This is a genomic window from Ramlibacter monticola (assembly GCF_016722785.1).
Lineage (GTDB): Bacteria > Pseudomonadota > Gammaproteobacteria > Burkholderiales > Burkholderiaceae_C > Ramlibacter > Ramlibacter monticola.
In genome coordinates this window covers 337,811-357,619 of sequence record NZ_JAEQNE010000005.1, presented here as the reverse complement: position 1 = coordinate 357,619, position 19,809 = coordinate 337,811, and the positions used below count along the sequence as shown (strand labels likewise).

The following is a 19,809-nucleotide window of genomic DNA, read 5'->3' as shown; positions in this document are numbered from 1 at the left end:
CGGCCTGCAAGGCCAGCGCAGGACACGAAGTTACAAGCGTGGGGGCTAACATTCCTCGCTCCAGCAGAAGCCGTCGCGGGCGATCATGGCGCTGGCGGCGCTCGGGCCCCAGGTGCCCGCCGCGTAGGGCCGCGGGCCGCGGTCGTCGTTGCGCCAGTGCTCGATGATCGGTTCCACCCAGCGCCACGCCGCCTCCTGTTCGTCGCTGCGCACGAACAGGTTGAGGCGGCCGGCGATCACGTCGAGCAGCAGACGCTCGTAGGCGCCCACCCGCTCGGAGCCGAAGCGCTTGTCGAAGTCGAGGTCCAGGTGCACCGGCGCCAGCACCTGGCCGTTGCGCCGGTTCTCCTGGCCCTGCGCCAGCAGGTGCAGTTCCAGGCCGTCGCGCGGCTGCAGGTTGATCACCAGCCGGTTGGCGCTGCCCGGCGGCGCGGTGAAGATCGCGTGCGGCGCCTCGCGGTAGCTCACCACGATCTCGGCTTCGCGCCCGGCCAGGCGCTTGCCGGTCCGGATGTAGAAGGGCACGCCCGCCCAGCGCCAGCTCGCGATCTCCGCCCGCAGGGCGACGAAGGTCTCCGTCCTGCTGTCGGGAGCGACGCCCGCTTCCTCGCGGTAGCCCTTCACGGGCTGGCCGCCCACCGTGCCGGGGCCGTACTGGCCGCGCACCACGTGCTGGTCCAGGGTCTCGGGCGTCCAGCGCTTGAGCGAACGCAGCACCTTCAGTTTCTCGTCGCGGATCGCATCGGCATGCGCGCTGATCGGCGGCTCCATGGCCAGCGCGCACAGCAGCTGCAGCGCGTGGTTCTGCACCATGTCGCGCAGGGCGCCGGTCTTGTCGTAGAAGGCGCCGCGCTTCTCCACGCCAAGGTCTTCGGCGATGGTGATCTGCACGTGCGACACGTGCTCGCGCCGCCACACCGGCTCGAACAGCGCGTTGCCGAAGCGCATCGCGAAGAGGTTCTGCACGGCGGGCTTGCCGAGGTAGTGGTCGATGCGGAAGATCTGGCGCTCGTCCAGCACGCTGCGCACCGTGTCGTTGATCTCCCGGTTGGAGGCGAGGTCGTGGCCCAGCGGCTTCTCCAGCACCAGCCGCGTGTTGGGCCGGTTGAGGCCGGCCGCCGCGAGCTGCTTCACCACGGTGGCGAACAGGTCGGGCGCCGTGGCCAGGTACATCACGACCACTTCGGCATGCCGCTCGCGTAACATGTCCGCGAGCCGGCGGTAGTCCTGCGGCTGCGACAGGTCGAGCCGCAGGAAGTGCAGCAACCCGGCAAAACGCTGGAACTCCTCCGGGCTGGGCCGCTTGGAGAGGTCGACGTCGACGAAGCGGGATCGGATCAGCTCGCGGTACTGGTCGTCGCTGAGGTCGTCGCGGGCGATGCCGATGATCCGGCCGCCCTCGGGCAGCGTGCCGTGGCGGAAGGCCTGGAACAGGGCCGGCATGATCTTGCGCCATGCGAGGTCGCCGGTGCCGCCGAAAAGTACGAGATCGAAGCTCATTGATTTGTTCTTGGTGGGGGTTGCGGGGACTGTAACTTAGTTTCTCGCATTCGGCAGACTTGGGTGTAATTCCGTTACGAGGAGGGGCGATGCGCAAGTGGTGTTTCGGCCTGGGACTGGCCGTGTCGGCAGCCGCGGCCGCGGCGCAGGGCCAGGTCAACGTGATCTGCTCGGTGCAGGCGGAGTGGTGCAACATGATCTCCACCGTCTATGCGCGCACCACGGGCACGCGGGTGAACGTCACCATGAAGGGCTCGGGCGAGGCGCTCGCGCAGCTGATCGCGGAAAAGGAGAATCCGAAGACGGACGTCTGGTTCGGCGGCACCGGCGACCCGCATCTGCAGGCGGCGGAGCAGGGCCTCACCCTCGAATACAGGTCGCCGACGCTGCCGCAGCTGCACGCGTGGGCGCAGCAGCAGGCGAAGCAGTCGAACTGGCGCACGGTGGGCATCTACTCGGGCCCGCTCGGCTTCGGCTACAACCCCGAACTGCTCGCGAAGAAGAAGCTGCCGGTGCCCAGGACGTGGGCCGACCTGCTCAAGCCCGAATACAAGGGCGAGGTGCAGGTGGCCAACCCCGCCTCCAGCGGCACGGCCTACACCATGATCGCCACGCTGGTGCAGCTGATGGGCGAGGAGAAGGCCTTCGACTACCTCAAGGGCCTGCACCGCAACGTCGGCAGCTATCCGCGTTCCGGCACGGCGCCGATCAAGGCGGTGGCGCGCGGCGAGACGGCGCTTTCGATCAGCTTCGTGCACGACGGCCCGGGCGAGAAGATGCAGGGCTTCCCGGTCGAAACAGTCACGCCCGCCGACGGCACCGGCGCCGAGATCGGCTCCATGAGCCTCGTGAAGGGCGCGCGCAACCTCGAGGCCGCGAAGAAGTTCTACGAGTGGGCGTTGAGCCCCGCCGCGCAGGAGATGGCGGCGGCGGCCAAGTCCTTCCAGCTCCCGAGCAACAAGTCCGCGAAGGTGGATGAGCGGGTGCCGGACTTCCGCAAGATCCGCTTCGTCGACTACGACTACGCGAAGTACGGCGCCAGCGCAGAGCGCCGGCGCCTGATCGCGCGCTGGGAGAAGGAAGTCAATTCGCAGCCGCGGTGACGCCTCCGGCCCTCCTGCGCCAGCCCGGTGCGCCCCTGTGGGCCTGGCTCGCCGCCGGCCTGGCCGGCTACCTGCTCTTTCCCTGGTACGCGCTGCAGGACGCGAACGGCCTGCTGGCCGTCACGCGAAGCTGGGGCGCGCAGGATGCGGCCAACGGCATCCTGCAGGCGACCGTGTTCGGCCGCCCGTGGCTGCTGGCGGGACTGGCGGGGCTGCTCCTCTGCGGCGCGGCCGCGCTGCTGCCGCCGGGCCGGCGGCAGGGCCTGCTGCTCGTTGCCGGCGGATTCGGCGGCGCGCTGGCCCTGCTGGCCGGCGGCTTCGCCGTCGGCGCGAAGGGCTGGAACTTCGCCGTGCTCCAGGCCTGGTTCGGCGAGCTCGCGCTGCAGCAGTTCGGCATGGGCTGGGGCGCCGTGCTGGCGTTGCTGGCGCTGGTCGTGCTCGGCGCCTTCGGACTCGCGCGCCGCGGGCTGTTCCGCGGCGACCTGTTCGTCGCGGCCGCTGTCGTCACCTGCGCAGCCCTGCTGGGGCTGTTCATCGTGTTCCCGGTGCTGAAGGCGCTGGCGGGCGCCTTCGTCGACGAGGACGGGCGGCTCGCGCTGGCCGCGTTCGCCGTCCGCATCGCAAGCGAGCGCAACTGGGGCCTGCAGTGCCTGTGGGGCGGGGTGCGCTGCGGCGTCGCCTGGAACACGCTGTTCCTCGGGCTGCTCACCGCGACCAGCACCACGCTGCTGGGAACCCTGATGGCCCTGCTGGCGGAGCGCGGCGCGCGGCGCTACGCGAAGCCGCTGAACGTACTGGCGCTGCTGCCGATCATCACGCCGCCCTTCGTGGTGGGGCTGGGGCTGATCCTGCTGTTCGGGCGCGCCGGCCTCGTCAACCAGCTGCTGGAGGCCGCCTTCGGCGTGCCGCCCTCGCGCTGGTTCTACGGCGGGCTGGGCGTGTGGGTCGCGCAGACCTTCGCCTTCACGCCGATCGCCTTCCTGACCATGCGCGGCGTGGTGCAAGGCGTCTCGCCCAGCCTGGAGGAGGCGGCGCAGACGCTGCACGCCGACGCGCGCCGCACCTTCGCGACGATCACGCTGCCGCTGCTGCGGCCCGGGCTCGCCAATGCCTTCCTGGTCGGCTTCATCGAGAGCATGGCGGATTTCGGCAATCCCATCGTGGTGGGCGGGCAGTTCTCCGTGCTCTCGACCGAGATCTTCTTCGCGATCGTCGGGGCGCAGTACGACCAGGGCCGCGCCGCTTCGTTGGCGTGGCTGCTGACGCTGTTCGCGCTGGGCGCCTTCGCCTTGCAGCGGCAGGCCCTGGGCCGGCGCCGCTACACCACGGTGGCGGGCAAGGGCGACGCCGGCGTGCCCATGCCCTTGCCGGCCCACGTGCGCCGGCTGGTGAACGCCGTCGCGCTGCCGTGGCTCGCCTTCACCTGCCTGCTGTACGCATTCGCCTTCGCCGGCGGCTTCGTGCAGACCTGGGGCCGCGATTACACGCCGACGCTGGCGCACTTCCGCACCGCCTTCGCGCTGGAGTGGGGCGCGTTCGGGTTCGTGTGGGCCGGCACGGCCTGGAACTCCTTCTTCACCACCCTGAAGCTGGCCGCCCTGTCGGCGCCCGTGACGGCGGCGCTCGGCCTGCTGGTCGCGTGGCTGCTCGCGCGCACGAGCTTCCGCGGCCAGGGGCTGTTCGAGTTTTCCGCCCTGCTCGCCTTCGCGATCCCGGGCACGGTGCTGGGGGTGAGCTATATCCTCGCCTTCAACGTGCCGCCCTTCGAGCTGACCGGCACGGCCCTGATCATCATGCTGTGCTTCGTGTTCCGCAACCTGCCGGTCGGCGTGCGCGCCGGCACGGCGGCCCTGCACCAGATCGACGCCTCGCTGGACGAAGCTTCGCTGATGCTGCGCGCCTCCACGCTGCAGACCCTGCGCCACGTCGTGCTGCCGCTGCTGAAGCCGGCGCTGGTCGCCGCGCTGGTCTACAGCTTCGTGCGCGCGATCACCACCGTGTCGGCCGTGATCTTCCTCGTCACGGCGGAAAACGAACTGGCGACCACCTACATCCTCGGGCGCGTGGGCAACGGCGACTATGGCGTGGCGCTGGCCTACTGCACGGTGCTGATCGTGATGATGTCGCTCGCCACCGCGGCGATCCAGTGGCTGGTCGGGGAGCGGCGTCTCGGGCGACGCGCGGCGGCGCTGCCGCGGCCCGTGGCGGGAGCGGCGGCATGACGGCGGGCATCGAGTTCCGCGCGGTGACCAAGCGCTATGGCGACGACCCGGCGGGCCCGGCGGCCGTCGACGGCATCAGCTTCGAGATCCCGCGCGGCACGCTCACGACCATCCTCGGCCCTTCGGGCTGCGGCAAGACCACGACGCTGCGGCTCATCGCCGGCCTGGAGACGCCCAGCGCGGGCCGCATCCTGATCGGCGGACGCGACGTGACCGGGCTGGGCCCGGCGCAGCGCAACGTCAGCATGGTGTTCCAGAGCTACGCCCTGTTCCCGCACATGGACGTGGTGGAGAACGTCAGCTACGGCCTGCGCATGTCCGGCATGGCCCCGGCGGAGGCGCGGCGGCGCGCCGTCGAGGCGCTGCACGGGGTGGGCCTGGTGGACCTGGAGGCCCGTCTGCCCAGCGAACTCTCCGGCGGCCAGCAGCAGCGCGTGGCCCTGGCCCGGGCGCTGGTGCTGCAGCCGGAGGTGCTGCTGTTCGACGAGCCGTTGTCCAACCTCGATACGCGCCTGCGCCGCGAGATGCGCGAGGAGATCCGATCGCTGCAGCAGCGGCTGCGGCTCACCGTGGCCTACGTCACGCACGACCGCAGCGAAGCGCTGGCGGTGAGCGACCGGATCGTCGTGATGGACCGGGGCGCGATCGCCCAGCGCGGCACGCCGCAGGAACTGTACGAGTCGCCGGCGAGCGAGTTCGTCGCGGCCTTCATGGGCGAAGCCTCGCTGTTCCCGGCGCAGGCCGATGCGGAGGGCCAGGTGCTGCTGGGGCCGCTGCGCATCGCGCCGCGGCGGCCGGCGCCCGCCGGTCCGGTGACGGTCGCGGTGCGGCCCGAGGCCTGGCACGTCGTCCCGCCGGGGCAGGGCCTGGACGCCCGGCTCGCCAAGCTGTCCTATCTCGGCAGCAGCTACGAGTACACCTTCGAGACGGAGCTGGGCCCCGTCTTCGTCGTCTCGCCCGACGTGGGCCACGCGCTCGGCATTGGCAGCGCCGTCGGCCTGCAGTTGGCGAGCCACGGCGTGGCCATCGTGCCGGCTCCCCGAGCCCGGGCGCGCGCCGGATAATCGGGCCATGAACCAGCTCGAAGCCCTGAAGCAGTACACCACGGTCGTGGCGGACACCGGCGACTTCCGCCAGCTTGCGCAATACCACCCGCAGGACGCGACGACCAATCCCTCGCTGATCCTCAAGGCGGTGCAGAAGGCGGAGTACGCGCACCTGCTCCAGGAGACGGTGCACCAGCACCGCCAGGAGCCCCTCGACGAGATCATGGACCGGCTGCTGGTGCGCTTCGGCACCGAGATCCTGCAGCACATCCCGGGCCGCGTGTCGACCGAAGTCGATGCCCGACTGAGCTTCGACGCCGCCGGCAGCGTCGCCCGCGGCCGGCGCATCATCGAGCTGTACCGCGCGGCGGGCATTCCCGCCGAACGCGTCCTGATCAAGGTGGCTTCCACCTGGGAAGGTATCCAGGCGGCGGCGCAGCTGCAGCAGGAGGGCATCAACTGCAACCTGACCCTGCTGTTCTCGTTCTGCCAGGCCGTGGCCTGCGGGCAGGCGAAGGTGAAGCTGATCTCGCCCTTCGTGGGCCGCATCTACGACTGGTACAGGAAGGCGGCCGGCGAGGCCTGGAACGAGGTCGCCAATTCCGGCGCGTCGGACCCGGGCGTGCGCTCCGTGCGCCAGATCTGGACCTACTACAAGCGCTACGGCATCGCCACCGAGGTGATGGGCGCGAGCTTCCGCAACGTGGGCCAGATCCTGGCGCTGGCCGGCTGCGACCTGCTGACCATCAGCCCCGAGCTGCTGGCGCAGCTTGCCGCCTCGGACCTGCCGGTGTTGCGCTCGCTGGACCGCGACGAAGCCCTGGGCGCCGACATCGAACGCGTGCAGTACGACGAGAAGGGCTTCCGCTGGGCGCTCAACGAGGACGTGATGGCCAGCGAGAAGCTGGCCGAAGGCATCCGCACCTTCGCCGTCGACGCGGTGAAGCTGGAAAAGCTGATCCGGGCCGCCTGACGCCATGAGCGCCGCACGCACGCGCTGCGACCGCACGGCCGCCTGGGGGCAGCTGCAGGAGCGCTTCCGCACCGCGGGTTCGTCCTTCGACCTGCGCGACGCGTTCGCGCAGGACCCGGATCGCTTCACCCGCTTCAGCCTGCAGGCGCCGCACGTGTTCGCGGACCTGTCGAAGAACCTGGTCGACGCGGGCACCGAGCAGCTGCTGCTGGCGCTGGGGCGCGATTCCGGCCTGGAGGCGCACCGGGCCGCGATGTTCGCCGGCGAGCGCATCAACAACACCGAGAACCGCGCCGTCAAGCACTGGCTGCTGCGGGCGCCGCGCGACGCGCAGGCCCCGGACTCGGTGGCCGTGCACGAGACGCTGGAGGCGATGCTCGCGTACGCCGAGCACGTGCGGGCCGACGCCGACATCACCGACGTGGTCAACATCGGCATCGGCGGCTCCGACCTGGGGCCGCAGATGGCGGTGGCCGCCCTCGACGCCTTCCGCATCCGCGGCAAGCGCTTCCACTTCGTCTCCAACATCGACGCCCACGAGCTGGACGCGGTGCTGCAGCCGCTGCGGCCGGAGCGCACGCTGTTCCTGATCGCCTCCAAGACCTTCACGACGCTGGAGACGATGACCAACGCGCGCAGCGCCCGCGTCTGGTTCCAGCAGCAGGGCGGGTCGGACGTTGCGCGCCACTTTGCCGCCCTCACCACCAACGTGGAGGCGGCGCGCCAGTTCGGCATCGCCACCACCTTCGGCTTCTGGGACTGGGTGGGCGGGCGCTATTCGCTGTGGTCGGCCATCGGCCTGCCGCTGGCGATCGCCATCGGCGCCGGGCGCTTCCAGGCCTTCCTGGCGGGCGCCCACGCGATGGACCAGCACTTCCGCACCGAGCCGCTGGAGCGCAACCTGCCGGCGCGCCTGGGCCTGCTCGACGTGTGGTACCGCGACTTCCACCGCTTCGGCAGCCGCAGCATCGCGCCCTACCACAGTGCGCTGCGCCGCTTCCCGGCCTACCTGCAGCAGCTGGAGATGGAGAGCAACGGCAAGGGTGTCGACGCGCAGGGCCAGCCGTTGCCCTTCGACACCTCGCCGGTGCTGTGGGGCGAGGCCGGCACCAATGGCCAGCACGCCTACTTCCAGATGCTGCACCAGGGCACCGAGCGCGTGCCGGTCGAGTTCTTCGCGGTGCGCGAGCCGGCGCACCGGATCCCCGGCCACCACGAACTGCTGCTGGCCAACGCGCTCGCGCAGGCGCAGGCGCTGATGCAGGGGCGGGTGGACCCGGGCGGCCACCGCAACTTCACGGGCAACCGGCCCAGCACCTTCTTCGTGCTGGATGCGCTCACGCCCGAGTCGCTGGGGGCGCTGATCGCCCTGTACGAGCACCGCGTGTTCACCAGCGGCAGCGTGTGGGGCATCGACAGCTTCGACCAGTGGGGCGTGGAACTGGGCAAGGTGCTCGCGACCGACCTGGCCGGGCGCCTGCAAGCGGGCGCCACCGAGGGGCTCGACGCCTCCACGGCCGGCCTGCTGCGGCGCCTTCGACCCTGAGGCGCCACTGCCGCGCTCGCGCCGGAGGATGCAGTCAGCTTCGGACAGCAACTGCCTACGGATGCATCACCGCGTCGGAAGCCAATGCCGGCGCGGCCTCGCGGCACCTTCCACACGGTTGTCCACAACGTTCTCCACGAAAGCTGTGAGAAGGCGCCTGCCGGGCCTGTGCTAAGGAGCCTGGGTTCCCAGGCGGGTCAGCGCTGGCCGAAATGGGCGCCGGCGAACAGGTCCTTGTGCTCGCGGGGCTGGCTGCGCCAGTACTGTTTCGGCGCGGCCACCTGCGCGCCGAGCTGCGCCGCTGCGTGCCAGGGCCAGCGCGGGTCGTACAGCATGGCGCGGGCCAGCGCGATGGCGTCGGCCTGGCCGTCGCGGACGATCCGGTCGGCCTGCGCTGCGTCCGTGATCAGGCCCACCGCGATGGTGGGCAGGCCCACGGCCTCCTTGATCCGCTGCGCGAACGGCACCTGGTAGCCGGGGCCCAGGGCGATCTTCTGCGCCGGCGACACGCCGCCGCTGGACACGTGGTCGGCCGCGCAGCCACGCGCCTTCAATGCCTGCGCGAAGGCGATCGTGTCGTCCACGTCCCAGCCGCCCGGCACCCAGTCGGCGGCCGACACGCGGGTCCACACCGGCCTGTCGGCGGGGAAGGCCGCGCGCACCGCATCGAACACCTCGAGCGGGAAGCGCATGCGGTTCACCAGGCTGCCGCCGTATTCGTCCTCGCGCTGGTTCGCCAGCGGCGAGAGGAACTGGTGCAGCAGATAGCCGTGCGCGGCATGCAGCTCGATGCCCTCCAGGCCCAGGCGGCCGGCGCGCGCCGCGGCGTGCGCGAAGGCGTCGCGCACGCGCGCGAGCCCGGTGCGGTCCAGCGCCACCGGCGGCACTTCGTCCGGCGAGTGCGGCACGGCCGAAGGCGCTTCGGCGACCCAGCCGCGCGGCGCGTCGGGGCGGATCTGCGAGCCGCCTTCCCAGGGGGCGCGGCTGGAGGCCTTGCGGCCCGCATGCGCGAGCTGGATGGCCACGGGCATGGGGGAATGCCGCCGCACGGCGGCCAGCACGCGTTGCAGCGCGGCTTCGTTCGCATCGGAATAGAGCCCGAGGTCCTCCGGCGAGATGCGGCCGGTGGCGGAGACGGCGGTGGCTTCGATGACCAGCAGGCCGGCGCCGGAGAGCGCGAGGTGGCCCAGGTGGACCATGTGCCAATCCGTCGCGCTGCCCTCGTCGGCGGAGTACTGGCACATCGGCGCGATGACGATACGGTTGGCCAGGCGCAGCTTGCCGAGCTGCAGCGGGTCGAACAGGTGGGTCATAGGCTCCTTTTTCCCTGCCGGCATTAAAGCAGCGACGGGGCGACCCGTGCCGGCCCACGGAAATCGGCGCGCAGCACACAATGCAGGGAGTTCCTCGCCGCGCCCCCCATGTCTCTCCGCACGAGCGCCATGCAGTCCGACGCGCCAGCCGATCCCGCGCGAGCCCGCACGGTGCTCGTCGTCGACGACGACCGCGGCACCGCGGACACCCTCTGCGAGCTGCTGCAGCTGGCGGGCTACCGCACGCTGGTGGCCTACGACGGCGACGAAGGCGTGGCCGTCGCGCTGCGGGAGCGGCCGCCTTGCGTGATCCTCGACCTGCACATGCCCCGCATGGGCGGGGTGCTCGCCTGCACGCGCGTCCGCCAGCAGGTGGACCGGCGTGACATGAAGCTGGTCGCGCTGACCGGCTCGGACAACGCCCTGGACCGCGAGGCGGCGGAGCTCGCCGGCTTCGATCACTTCCTGGTGAAGCCGGTGATGCTGAGCGCCCTGCTGCTCCTGCTGTCTCCCGCATAGCGCATCCGGGCCCGCGCGGCCCCCGTCCGCCTCCTTCAACTGCGCGGGGCCGATTGTGATCGGCTCCTGTGAATTCGCTCACTCAACGAGCTTGCGCGCGGCGCGCAAAGTGCCCCTTCACGACGATGCCAGGGGGAATGCGATGCACGGTGATCTCGCTATGCGGATGACGGCGGACCTGTTCTGGACCGGGCTGGTGGTGTGCCTTCCGGTGCTGGGCATCACGCTGCTGGTGGGCCTTCTCGTGAGCATCGCGCAGGTCGTCACCCAGATTCAGGAAATGTCCCTGAGTTTCGTGCCGAAGCTGTTCGCCGCGGCCGTCGCCGTGATCGCCTTCGGGCCCTGGATGCTGCGCAAGCTGTGCGGCTTCGCGCTGTTGCTCTGGACGCAGATCCCCGCGCTGACGTGAAGGAGCGGCGCATGAACGCCATCGTGTCGCTCCTGGGCCCCGACTGGATCGTGACCATGCTGCTGCTGTCGGCGCGCATCGCGGCGCTGCTGTTGATGACGCCGCTGCTGTACGCGGCGTCCATGCCGCTGCTGGTGCGGGTGCTGGTGACCCTGGGTTTCTCCTGCGTGATCGCCCTGCCGTTTGCCGGCAGCCCGGCCACCGTGCCGCAGGAGCCCGGCCCCCTGCTGCAGGCCCTGCTGCGCGAGGTGACCGTGGGCGCCACATTGGGCCTCGGGGTGCTCATGGCCTTCGCCGGCTTCGGGCTGGCGGGGCGGCTGGTGGACGTGCAGGTGGGCTTCGGCATCGCCCAGGTCTTCGACCCCCTCACGCGCAGCCGCATGCCGGTGCTGTCGTCGATCTTCGCGCTGTTCGCGGCCGTGTTCTTCTTCCTCGTCAACGGCCATCACGCGCTGCTGCGCGGCATTGCCTACAGCGTGGAGCGCTTCCCGGTGGGGCAGTCCCCGTCGCTCGCGGGAGCGGCCGAGGCGATCGCCCGTGAGGCCGCGGCCCTGTTCACCCTGGGCTTCGCGCTGGCCGCGCCGATCGTGCTCGGGCTGCTGCTGGTGGACTTCGCCCTCGGCGTGATCGCGCGCAACCTGCCGCAGCTGAACATGCTGGTGCTGGGGGTGCCGGTCAAGATCGTGGCGGGCCTGCTGGCCCTCTGGGCCTGGGCCGGCGCGTTCGGCGCCCCGGCGGGGCGCCTGTACGCAGGCATCTACCGCACCTGGACGGCCTGGCTGGCGGCGGGAGCACGCTGATGGCGGAGCAGGACCTCGATCGCAGCGAAGCCGCGACGCCCTTCAAGCTGCAGAAGGCGCGCGAGCAGGGGCGGACGCCGCGCAGCGCCGAGGTGGTGGCCTGCGCCGTCTTTCTCGCGGCCGTGGGCTGGCTGGCGGCACTGGGCCTGGGCGCCTGGCAGGCGCTGCTGCGCATCGCGCGGCTGCCTTTCACTCGCCTCGCTCAGGCGACGGATGCGACGTCGGCCTGGGCGTTGGCGGCGGAGGTCGCGGCCGGCGCAGCCTCCGTGCTGTGGCCCCTGTTCCTGGCCGCGGGACTGGCAGCCGTCGTCGCCTCCATCGCCCAGTCGGGCATGGTGCTCTCGTTCGAGCCGCTGCGCCCCGACTTCACTCGCCTGCATCCCGGGCAGGGCTTGCGCCGCATCTTCTCCTTGCGCACGCTGTTCGAAGCGGCACGGGCCGTGGTCAAGCTGGTGCTGCTCACGGTCGTTGCCTGGCTCGCGCTGCGCAGCCTGTTGCCCGAGTTCGCCGGCCTCGCCGCGCTGCCGCCGGCGGAATTCGTGCGTGTGCTGCTGGTCGATGCTGCGGGACTGGGCTGGAAGCTGGCCCTGGCCCTGGCGCTGGTCGCCGCGGCTGACCTCGCCTTCACGCGCCGGGAATTCGCGGGGCGCATGCGCATGAGCCGCCGCGAGCTGAAGGAGGAATTCCGCAACCGCGAGGGCGATCCCCGCATCCGTGCCCGGCTGCGCGAACTGCGGCGCGAGATGCTGCGGCGTAGCCGCGCGCTGAAGAACACCCGCGATGCCGACGTGGTGCTCACGAACCCGACGCACTACGCCGTGGCGCTGCGCTACGCGCACGGCGAGATGCCCGCGCCGCGCGTGGTTGCGAAAGGGGCCGGGCAACTGGCCGCGGCGATGCGTGAGATTGCCGCCCGCCACCGGGTCGTCGTCGTCCAGAACCCGCCGCTGGCCCGCCGCCTGTTCCGCGAAGCGACGCTGGACGACTACCTCCCGGCCGACTTCCACGCCGAAGTCGCGCGGATCATCGTGTGGGTGCTGGCGATGCGGCGGCAGCAGGCCGGGAGGGAAGCCGGATGAGCGCGATCCGCCGCTTTCTCGCCCGCCACACCGACGTGGCTATGGTGCTCGCGCTGCTGGGTGTGCTGCTGGTGCTGTTCCTGCCGATCCCGCGCGGCCTGCTGGACTTCCTGATCCTTGCCAACTTCAGCTTCGCCTTCCTGCTTCTGCTGCTCACCTTCTCGATGGCGCGGCCGGTGGATTTCTCTACCTTCCCGTCGCTGCTGCTGCTGGCGACGCTGTTCCGCCTGTCCCTGAACGTGGCCGCCACCCGCCTGATCCTGGCGGAAGGCGACGCCGGCCGCGTGATCGCGGCGATCGGTTCGCACGTGGTGGCGGGCAACTTCGTCGTGGGCCTGATCGTTTTCTTCATCCTGGTCGTGGTGCAGTTCGTGGTGGTCTCCAGCGGCGCCCAGCGGGTCTCCGAGGTGGCGGCGCGCTTCACGCTGGACAGCATGCCGGGCCAGCAAATGAGCATCGACGCCGACCTGAACATGGGCTTCATCAATCAGGCCGAGGCCCAGCGGCGCCGCCGCCAGTTGGAAAAGGAAGCGGGTTTTTACGGCGCAATGGACGGGGCGAGCAAATTCGTCAAGGGCGATGCCATCGCCGGGATCCTGGTGCTCCTGATCAACATCGTCGGGGGCCTCGTCATCGGCGTGCTGCAGCACAAGATGCCCTGGGCGCAGGCCCTTCAGGTCTATACGCTGCTGACCATCGGGGACGGCATCGTCACGCAGGTCCCGGCGCTGGTGATCGCGGTGGGCACCGGGATCATCGTGACCCGTTCGGCCTCCGACGGCAACCTGGGCCAGCAGGCGCTGCGCCAGGTGACGGCCTTCCCCAAGACGCTGGTGCTGGTGGCCTGCGCACTCGCGGCGCTGCTGTTCCTGCCGGGAATCCCGCTGCTGCCTGCGTCCGCGCTGTTCGGGGCGGCCGTGCTGGTGGCGTGGTGGGCCCGGCGGGCGCAAGGCGGGGCGCAGGAAGAGCAGCCCGGTGCCGTGCCAACCACGAGCATCGACCCCTACGCGCAGATGGCCGTCGAGGCCGTGGAAGTGCGGGTCGGTAGCCGCTGGGCACTGCAGGTCGGGGAGAGCGGGGCGCTGTTCCAGGAGCGCATCGCGGCCCTGCGCAGCCAGCATGCGCAGGAACTGGGGCTGGTGATCCCGCCGATCCGCTTCCGTGCCGGCGCCCAGCTCCATCCCGATGCCTACGAGGTGTCCGTGGATGGCGTGCTGGCCGGGCGCGGCGAGGTGCGCCCCGGCCAGTTGCTTGCGATCCATCCGGCCGGTGACCAGGGCGCCGTCGTCGGGGAGGCGACCCGCGATCCCACTTACGGCCTGCCCGCCGTCTGGATCGATCCGTCGCGTCGCGACCAGGCCGCGGCCGCCCGCTACACGCTGGTCGACGGGCCCACGGTGTTCATGACCCACCTCACGGAGTTGCTGCGGCGCGAGGCGGCCACGCTGCTCACGCGTGCCGAAACAGACCGCCTGCTGGCCCGCGTGCGGCAGTCGCAGCCCTCGCTGGTGGAGGAGCTTGTGCCGACCGTGCTGTCCGTTGGCGACGTGCAGAAGGTCCTGCAGAACCTGTTGCGCGAGAAGGTCTCCATCCGCAACCTGGAGGCCATCCTGGAGACGCTGGCGGATGCCGGCCGCGGCACCAAGGATGCCGCGCAACTCACCGAATGCGTGCGCCAGCGCCTGGGGCACAGCATCTGCCAGGGCCTGGCGGGCGGCGCCGGCGCCTTGCACGTGCTGACGCTCGACCCCGTCATCGAAGGCCGCCTGCTGCAGGGCGTGCAGGCGGCGCGGCGCGAGGGCGCGGCCTCCGGTGCGCCGCTGATCGAGCCGAAGCTGCTCGAAAAACTCCTGCTGCAGCTGGTGCAGCAGGCCGAACGAATGATGAAGAGCAACCTGCTGCCGGTGCTGCTGTGCGCGCCGGAGTTGCGGCGCTACCTGCGCTCCCTGTCCGAGCGCGGCCTGCCCCACCTTCGCGTGCTCTCGATGGCGGAGATTCCGCACGCCATCGAGCTGAAGTCGTGGGGCACCGTGACCGTGCGCGAGGGAGGCAGTGCATGAACGAAATCCTCTCCCTGGTCCTGGGCAGCATGCATGCCGATCTTGCGCGGCTGGACCACGTGGCCATGAACCTGGCCAACGTGCAGACCCCCGGCTTCAAGCGTGAGGTCGGCCTGACCCTGCCGTTCGCCGCGCGCGTGGACCGCGGCGTGCAGCAAGGGCTCCTGGCTGGGGACGGCGTCGCACCGGAATCCTTGCGTGCGCTGCACGTGGACGCCCGCCCGGGAACGCTGAAGTCCACGGGGCAGGCGCTGGACCTCGCGCTGGCGGGCCCGGGCTGGTTCGAGGTGCGGACGGAATCCGGCGCGGCCTACACCCGCCAGGGCAATTTCCGGCTCGACGCGCGCGGCCGCATCGTGACGCCCCAGGGCCATCCGGTGATGGGTGCCGGCGGCGAGATCCAGCTGGTGCAGGGCAAGCCTGTGATCGATGCTAGCGGACGCGTCTTCGAGGGCGACGCCGGGCCGGGCGCGCAGCCGGTCGGGCAACTGCGCATCGTGCAGTTCGAGCCTTCCGTGCGCGTCGAGAGGCTCGGCGACGGACTGCTCCTGCTGCACGGCGAGGCAGCCGCAGCGCCCGAGGGCAGTACGCGGGTGGAACAGGGCTTCCTGGAGAACTCGAACGTCGCGCCGATGCATGAAATGGTGCAGCTGCTGCAGTCGGTGCGCCACCTCGAAACCATGCAGAAGGTGGCCATGGGCTACGACGAGATGCTGGGCACCAGCATCCGTCGCCTGGGGGAGCCGTCATGAGCCCGGAGTCTTGGGTCCACGCGGAGGTCGTCCATGTTTGATGCGCTCGCCATCGGTGCCACCGGCATGCAGGCGCAACAGGCGCACGTCGAAGCCATCGCCAACAATCTGGCGAACGTCAACACGGCCGGTTTCAAGAAGAACCGCACCAGTTTCTCCGAGCTGGTGGTCTCTGCCGTGCAGCCCGGGCGCGATGTGGCGGGCGCGGGTGTGTTCGCGACGGCCGGCGTGGGCGCGGGCGTCCAGCTCGCAGCCGCGGCCAAGGTGTTCGACCCAGGCGAACTGAGAAGGACCGAGGCGCCGCTAGACCTCGCCATCGTGGGGGATGGCTTCCTCGAACTGGCGATGCCGGACGGCACCCGCGCCTACGCGCGCGGCGGCTCGCTGAAGCTCAGCGCCGAGGGCCAGCTGGTGACCCAGGCGGGCGTGCCGTTGAAGCCGGGAGTGGCCATTCCGGAGAACGCCGAAGCCATCACGATCTCCGCTACCGGTCGCGTGCAGGCTCGCCTGCCGGGGCAGTCCACCCCCGTGGACGTGGGGCAGCTGGAACTTGCACGCTTCGCCTCGCCGCAAGGGCTGCTGGCGCAGGGCGCGAACGTCTACCGCGCCACGGAAGCGTCCGGAGAGCCGATCGGCGGCCGTCCCGGCGAGGACGGCATGGGCACGCTCGTGCAGGGCGCGCTCGAGAGCTCCAACGTGAAGTTGGTCGAGGAGATGGTGAACCTCATGGTCGCCCAGCGCGCCTATGAAGCGAGCGTGAAGGTGGTGCAGGCCTCCGACGAAATGCTCGGCATGATCAACGGGCTGCGGCGATGAAGATCCGGTCCTCCTTCGCCGCCGCCGTCGTCGCGCTGGGCTTCAGTTGCGCGCTCGCTGCGCCACGCGCCAGCATCGAGCTGCTGCCGGAGGCGGAAGTGAGTAGCGACGCCGTCTCGCTGGGCCAGGTGGCGCGCCTGCACTCCCCTGAACTCGCACTCATGCGCCAGCTGGTCGACCTGCCGATCGGGCGCGTGCCCGGCGACGGCCAGCCGGCGTACGTGCGGCGGGAGTTGCTGGCCGGGTGGTTGCGGCGCGCGACGGGACTCCTCGAGGCGGATGTCGTGTGGCTCGGCAGCGAGTCCGCCCGTGTCACGCGCGCCACGCGCCAGCTGAAGGGCGCCGAGCTCGCGGTCGTCGCGACGCAGGCCCTGCGTGACTACATGGCGCTGCGCGGCATCGCCGGCCAGGTGCGCGCGGCGCGCTGGCCACGTGATCTCCCGATCCCGGCTGGCGAAGTCCAGTTGCGGGCGCGGTCCCTGGAAGACGCCGCCCTGCGCCAACGCATGCTGGTGTGGGTGGACATCTGGAGCGAGGGCGCCTTTCTTGGGACGGTCCCGGTGCCTGTGGAGGTGGAGGCGGCGGTTTCTCCCGGCGCGATGGATTCCGGCGTCTCCGCCGTGGCCACCCGTCGCGGACCGACACGCTCTTCGCCACTGTCGGTGGAGCGCGGCGGCTGGGCGACCCTGCGCAGCAGTGACGGCGTCGTCTCGCTGGAGAGCAAGGTCGCCGTGCTGCAGGACGGCCGGGTGGGCGACCAAGTGCGGGTGCGGGCGCCGGGTGGAGGCGCCATCGTCTTCGCGCGCGTGACAGGGCCCGGGCAACTGGAGTTGGCGCCATGAGCCGCTTCTGCCATGCGGCGTTCGTCACCGGCGTTTGCGTCCTCGCTCTCGGCGCGGATGCGCAGAGCCTGTTCCGCGAAGAAGCCTGGCGCGGTTTCACCGCCGACAACAAGGCCTACCGGCCCGGCGACGTGCTCACGGTGCAGGTCTTCGAAAACTCCAGTGCCTCGAGCAGCGCCGAAACCGGGACCCGGCGCAGCAACCGCCTGCAGGCGGAGCTGGCGCATGGGAGCACCAAGGCAGGACAGGCGGCCCTCGCTGCCGCGGGCGAGTTCGACGGCGGCGGCCGCACGCAACGTACCAGCCGGCTGCTCACCACGGTGACGGTCAGCGTGCAGGAAGTGCTGCCCGGGGGCCAGCTGCGCATCGCCGGCACGCAGTCCGTGACCGTGAACGAGGAAGCGCAGCGGGTCACCCTGGAGGGCATGGTGCGCCCGGCCGACATCAGCGAGGGCAACGTCGTGCACTCCACCCGCATCGCGCAGGCCCGCATCACCTACGTCGGGGAGGGCGACCTGACGGAGCGGAGCCGGCGCGCCTGGTGGCGCGTGGTGCTCGACGCCCTGGGGTTGTAGCCATGCGGCGCATGCTTCGTCCGCTCCTGCTGGTCCTCGCCTGGCTGCTCGCGTCCGCCTGCGCCGCGAAGGATGCGCCCTTGCGGGTCAAGGACCTCGGAAAGATGCAGGGCTGGCGCGACAACGTGCTGGTCGGAACCGGCATCGTGACGGGGCTCGCCGGGACGGGCGATTCGCCCGCCAACCGCGCGACGCGGCAGGCGCTGTCCAACGTGCTGTCCCAGTTCAATCTCACGGTGGCGCCGGAGCAGGTGAACAGCCGCAACGTTGCCGTCGTGATGGTGAGCGCCTCCCTGCCGGCCTTCGCGCGCGAAGGCGATGGCCTCGACGTGACGGTGAGTTCCAGTGGCGATGCGCGCAGCCTGCTCGGGGGCAACCTGCTGCTGACCGCGCTGCGCGGACCGGACGGCCGCATCTACGCCCTCGCCCAGGGTCCGCTCTCCGTCGGGGGCCATCGCTATGACGCCAACGGCAACGTGGTGCAGAAGAACCATCCCACCGCGGGCTCCATTCCCAACGGGGCCACCGTCGAAGTGGGCATGGCCGGCCGCACGGCGCCGCTCAGCCAGGTCACCTTCGTCCTCGCGGAGCCGGACTACACCACGGCGAGCCGGGTGGCGGCCGCCATCGACGCGCAGGTCGGGCCCGGCCTCGCGCGCGCCCGGGATGCCTCGGGCGTGGAGATCGAGATCCCGCCGGCCCTGCGCAACGAGCTCGTGGAGTTCCTCGCCCGGATCGAGAACGTGGCCGTGGAGCCGGATCGCCGCGCCCGGGTGGTGATCAACGAGCGGACGGGCACCGTGGTCGCCGGAGGCGACGTGCGGATCTCCCGGATCGCGGTCTCGCACGGCGACCTCAAGATCTTCATCGCCAGCCAGAACAGCGTCTCGCAGCCCGCGTTCATCGGCCGCACCGGTCCCGGCGTGGTCAGCGCGCTGGTCACCAACACGCAGGTCGACGTGGAGGAGCCGGACGGGGTCGGCTTCCTGGCCGGCGCCGGCACCGTGTCAGATCTCGTGCAGTCGCTCGCGCGCCTGAAGACCAGTACGCGCGACATCATTTCCATCCTCCGCGCCGTCAAGGCGGCCGGGGCCCTGCACGGCGAGCTCGTCGTGCAATGAGGAGCGATGCCCATGCCCGCATCCCTCGAGTCGGTCACCACGGTGGCCCTGTCGGCTGCGCTGGACACAGCCAGCCGGAGGCAGGCGGCCGTGGCGGCCAACGTCGCCAACGCCAGCACCCCTGGCTACGTGCCGCTGCGACTCTCCTTCGATGGCCACCTGGCCGAGGCGCGCACCGCGCTGCGGGAAAGGGGGGGGCTGGACCGGGCCGCGGCCGAAAGCCTGCGCGCGGAGATGGAGCCCGCGCCCGACTCCGGGGGCCAGCCGGCGGCGGTGCAACTGGACGTGGAGATGGCGGAACTCGCCCGCAACTCGGTGGAGTACCAGGCGCTGCTGCAGGGGCTGTCCCGGCATCTCGCGCTGCTCGCGCTGGCCGCTTCGGACGGAAGGAGATAGCGATGGATTTCGCCCAGGTCTTTGCCATTGGCGCCGCCGGCATGTCCGTGCAGCGGATGCGCGTCGAGGTGGCCGCCCTGAACCTCGCGAACGCCCACACCGTGCAGGCCCCCGGCACGCCCGGCTACCAGCCGCAGCGCGTCGTGGTGAACCCTTCTCTGCCCTTCGACGCGCTGGTGGCGGCCGGCTTGCATGCGGGGGCGCTCCCGACCGCCAGCGTCGAGCCGGCGGCGAGCTCGCCGCGGATGGTGCACGACCCGGGCCATCCCCTGGCGGACGCGCGCGGCTTCGTGCGCCATCCCGGCGTCGATCCTGCGACCGAAATGGTCACGCTGATGGAAGCCATGCGTTCCTACGAAGCAAACGTCGCGGCCCTCAACACCGCGCGTGCGCTGGCACTGAAGACGCTCGAGATCGGGAGGGGCACTTGAACCTCGAAGCCATCCAGGCCCTGGGCCTGCACGATGAAGTGCCGGGCGCGTTGCGGCCGCTGGCGCCTGCCGCAGGGACGACGGACTTCGGCGCGCAGGTGGCGCAGGGCCTGCAGGAGCTGAACCAGCAACTGCTCGCCAGCCAGGTGGACCTGCAGCGGATGGCCGCCGGCGAGACCGCGAACCTGCACGAGGTGATGGTACGCCTGGAGGAGGGCCGGATCGCGCTGCAGCTCGCGCTGCAGGTGCGCAACCGCGCCCTGGAGGCCTACCAGGACCTCATGCGCATGCAGATCTAGCAAGTCG

Annotated in this window: 20 protein-coding genes; 18 read left to right on the top strand and 2 right to left on the bottom strand. The window is 71.0% G+C overall.

The window, feature by feature from the left end:
* Positions 1 to 45: 45 nt before the first annotated feature.
* Positions 46 to 1,500, bottom strand: a complete 1,455-nt coding sequence (gene zwf / locus JJ685_RS20495; RefSeq protein WP_201676185.1) for a glucose-6-phosphate dehydrogenase — start codon at positions 1,498 to 1,500, stop codon at positions 46 to 48.
* 89 nt (positions 1,501 to 1,589) lie between these two features.
* Between zwf and JJ685_RS20490 the strand changes: the two genes are divergently transcribed.
* The 5 genes from JJ685_RS20490 to pgi are packed head-to-tail and all read left to right on the top strand — an operon-like array spanning position 1,590 to position 8,390.
* Positions 1,590 to 2,603, top strand: a complete 1,014-nt coding sequence (locus JJ685_RS20490) for an ABC transporter substrate-binding protein (RefSeq protein WP_201676184.1) — start codon at positions 1,590 to 1,592, stop codon at positions 2,601 to 2,603.
* Complete coding sequence (locus JJ685_RS20485; RefSeq protein WP_201676183.1) at positions 2,600 to 4,825, top strand: ABC transporter permease; 2,226 nt, start codon at positions 2,600 to 2,602, stop codon at positions 4,823 to 4,825. Before JJ685_RS20490 ends, JJ685_RS20485 begins: the two co-directional genes overlap by 4 nt.
* On the top strand, positions 4,822 to 5,889 hold the full coding sequence (locus tag JJ685_RS20480; RefSeq protein WP_201676182.1) for an ABC transporter ATP-binding protein: 1,068 nt from the start codon (positions 4,822 to 4,824) through the stop codon (positions 5,887 to 5,889). The genes JJ685_RS20485 and JJ685_RS20480 overlap by 4 nt, the downstream gene beginning before the upstream one ends.
* 7 nt (positions 5,890 to 5,896) lie before the next feature.
* Positions 5,897 to 6,844 carry a transaldolase gene (gene tal / locus JJ685_RS20475; protein WP_201676181.1) on the top strand — a complete coding sequence of 316 codons (948 nt, stop codon included), beginning with the start codon at positions 5,897 to 5,899 and terminating at the stop codon, positions 6,842 to 6,844.
* 4 nt (positions 6,845 to 6,848) lie between these two features.
* The gene (pgi, locus tag JJ685_RS20470; protein ID WP_201676180.1) at positions 6,849 to 8,390 is read left to right on the top strand and encodes a glucose-6-phosphate isomerase; all 1,542 of its coding nucleotides are present in this window, start codon (positions 6,849 to 6,851) and stop codon (positions 8,388 to 8,390) included.
* A 197-nt stretch (positions 8,391 to 8,587) separates the two neighbouring features.
* On the opposite strand, the gene JJ685_RS20465 is transcribed toward pgi, so the two are convergent.
* The gene (locus JJ685_RS20465; protein WP_201676179.1) at positions 8,588 to 9,703 is read right to left on the bottom strand and encodes an NADH:flavin oxidoreductase/NADH oxidase; all 1,116 of its coding nucleotides are present in this window, start codon (positions 9,701 to 9,703) and stop codon (positions 8,588 to 8,590) included.
* A gap of 108 nt (positions 9,704 to 9,811) precedes the next feature.
* On the opposite strand from JJ685_RS20465, the gene JJ685_RS20460 reads away from it, so the two are divergent.
* From JJ685_RS20460 to fliE, 13 genes are all read left to right on the top strand, one after another.
* Positions 9,812 to 10,222: a response regulator gene (locus JJ685_RS20460; RefSeq protein ID WP_201676178.1), complete on the top strand. Its 411-nt coding sequence runs from the start codon at positions 9,812 to 9,814 to the stop codon at positions 10,220 to 10,222.
* Positions 10,223 to 10,388: 166 nt separating this feature from the next.
* The gene (locus JJ685_RS20455) at positions 10,389 to 10,631 is read left to right on the top strand and encodes a flagellar biosynthetic protein FliQ (RefSeq protein WP_236599136.1); all 243 of its coding nucleotides are present in this window, start codon (positions 10,389 to 10,391) and stop codon (positions 10,629 to 10,631) included.
* An 11-nt stretch (positions 10,632 to 10,642) separates the two neighbouring features.
* Positions 10,643 to 11,431, top strand: a complete 789-nt coding sequence (locus JJ685_RS20450) for a flagellar biosynthetic protein FliR (RefSeq protein ID WP_201676176.1) — start codon at positions 10,643 to 10,645, stop codon at positions 11,429 to 11,431.
* A complete protein-coding gene (locus JJ685_RS20445) occupies positions 11,431 to 12,510 on the top strand; it encodes an EscU/YscU/HrcU family type III secretion system export apparatus switch protein (protein WP_201676175.1) in 1,080 nt (359 codons plus the stop codon). The genes JJ685_RS20450 and JJ685_RS20445 overlap by 1 nt, the downstream gene beginning before the upstream one ends.
* A complete protein-coding gene (locus tag JJ685_RS20440) occupies positions 12,507 to 14,570 on the top strand; it encodes a flagellar biosynthesis protein FlhA (protein ID WP_201676174.1) in 2,064 nt (687 codons plus the stop codon). The genes JJ685_RS20445 and JJ685_RS20440 overlap by 4 nt, the downstream gene beginning before the upstream one ends.
* Positions 14,567 to 15,322 carry a flagellar hook-basal body protein gene (locus JJ685_RS20435; RefSeq protein WP_201676173.1) on the top strand — a complete coding sequence of 252 codons (756 nt, stop codon included), beginning with the start codon at positions 14,567 to 14,569 and terminating at the stop codon, positions 15,320 to 15,322. Before JJ685_RS20440 ends, JJ685_RS20435 begins: the two co-directional genes overlap by 4 nt.
* Before the next feature lie 33 nt (positions 15,323 to 15,355).
* A complete protein-coding gene (gene flgG, locus JJ685_RS20430) occupies positions 15,356 to 16,138 on the top strand; it encodes a flagellar basal-body rod protein FlgG (RefSeq protein ID WP_201676172.1) in 783 nt (260 codons plus the stop codon).
* Entirely contained in the window at positions 16,135 to 16,980 is an 846-nt protein-coding gene (locus JJ685_RS20425; protein ID WP_201676171.1) for a flagella basal body P-ring formation protein FlgA, read from the top strand. The genes flgG and JJ685_RS20425 overlap by 4 nt, the downstream gene beginning before the upstream one ends.
* A complete protein-coding gene (locus JJ685_RS20420) occupies positions 16,977 to 17,555 on the top strand; it encodes a flagellar basal body L-ring protein FlgH (protein ID WP_201676170.1) in 579 nt (192 codons plus the stop codon). The genes JJ685_RS20425 and JJ685_RS20420 overlap by 4 nt, the downstream gene beginning before the upstream one ends.
* 11 nt (positions 17,556 to 17,566) lie before the next feature.
* Complete coding sequence (locus JJ685_RS20415) at positions 17,567 to 18,676, top strand: flagellar basal body P-ring protein FlgI (protein WP_201676169.1); 1,110 nt, start codon at positions 17,567 to 17,569, stop codon at positions 18,674 to 18,676.
* A 12-nt stretch (positions 18,677 to 18,688) separates the two neighbouring features.
* A complete protein-coding gene (locus JJ685_RS20410) occupies positions 18,689 to 19,072 on the top strand; it encodes a flagellar basal body rod protein FlgB (protein ID WP_201676168.1) in 384 nt (127 codons plus the stop codon).
* Positions 19,073 to 19,074: 2 nt separating this feature from the next.
* The gene (gene flgC, locus JJ685_RS20405; protein WP_201676167.1) at positions 19,075 to 19,503 is read left to right on the top strand and encodes a flagellar basal body rod protein FlgC; all 429 of its coding nucleotides are present in this window, start codon (positions 19,075 to 19,077) and stop codon (positions 19,501 to 19,503) included.
* Positions 19,500 to 19,802: a flagellar hook-basal body complex protein FliE gene (gene fliE, locus JJ685_RS20400; RefSeq protein WP_201676166.1), complete on the top strand. Its 303-nt coding sequence runs from the start codon at positions 19,500 to 19,502 to the stop codon at positions 19,800 to 19,802. The genes flgC and fliE overlap by 4 nt, the downstream gene beginning before the upstream one ends.
* The last annotated feature ends 7 nt before the right edge of the window (positions 19,803 to 19,809 follow it).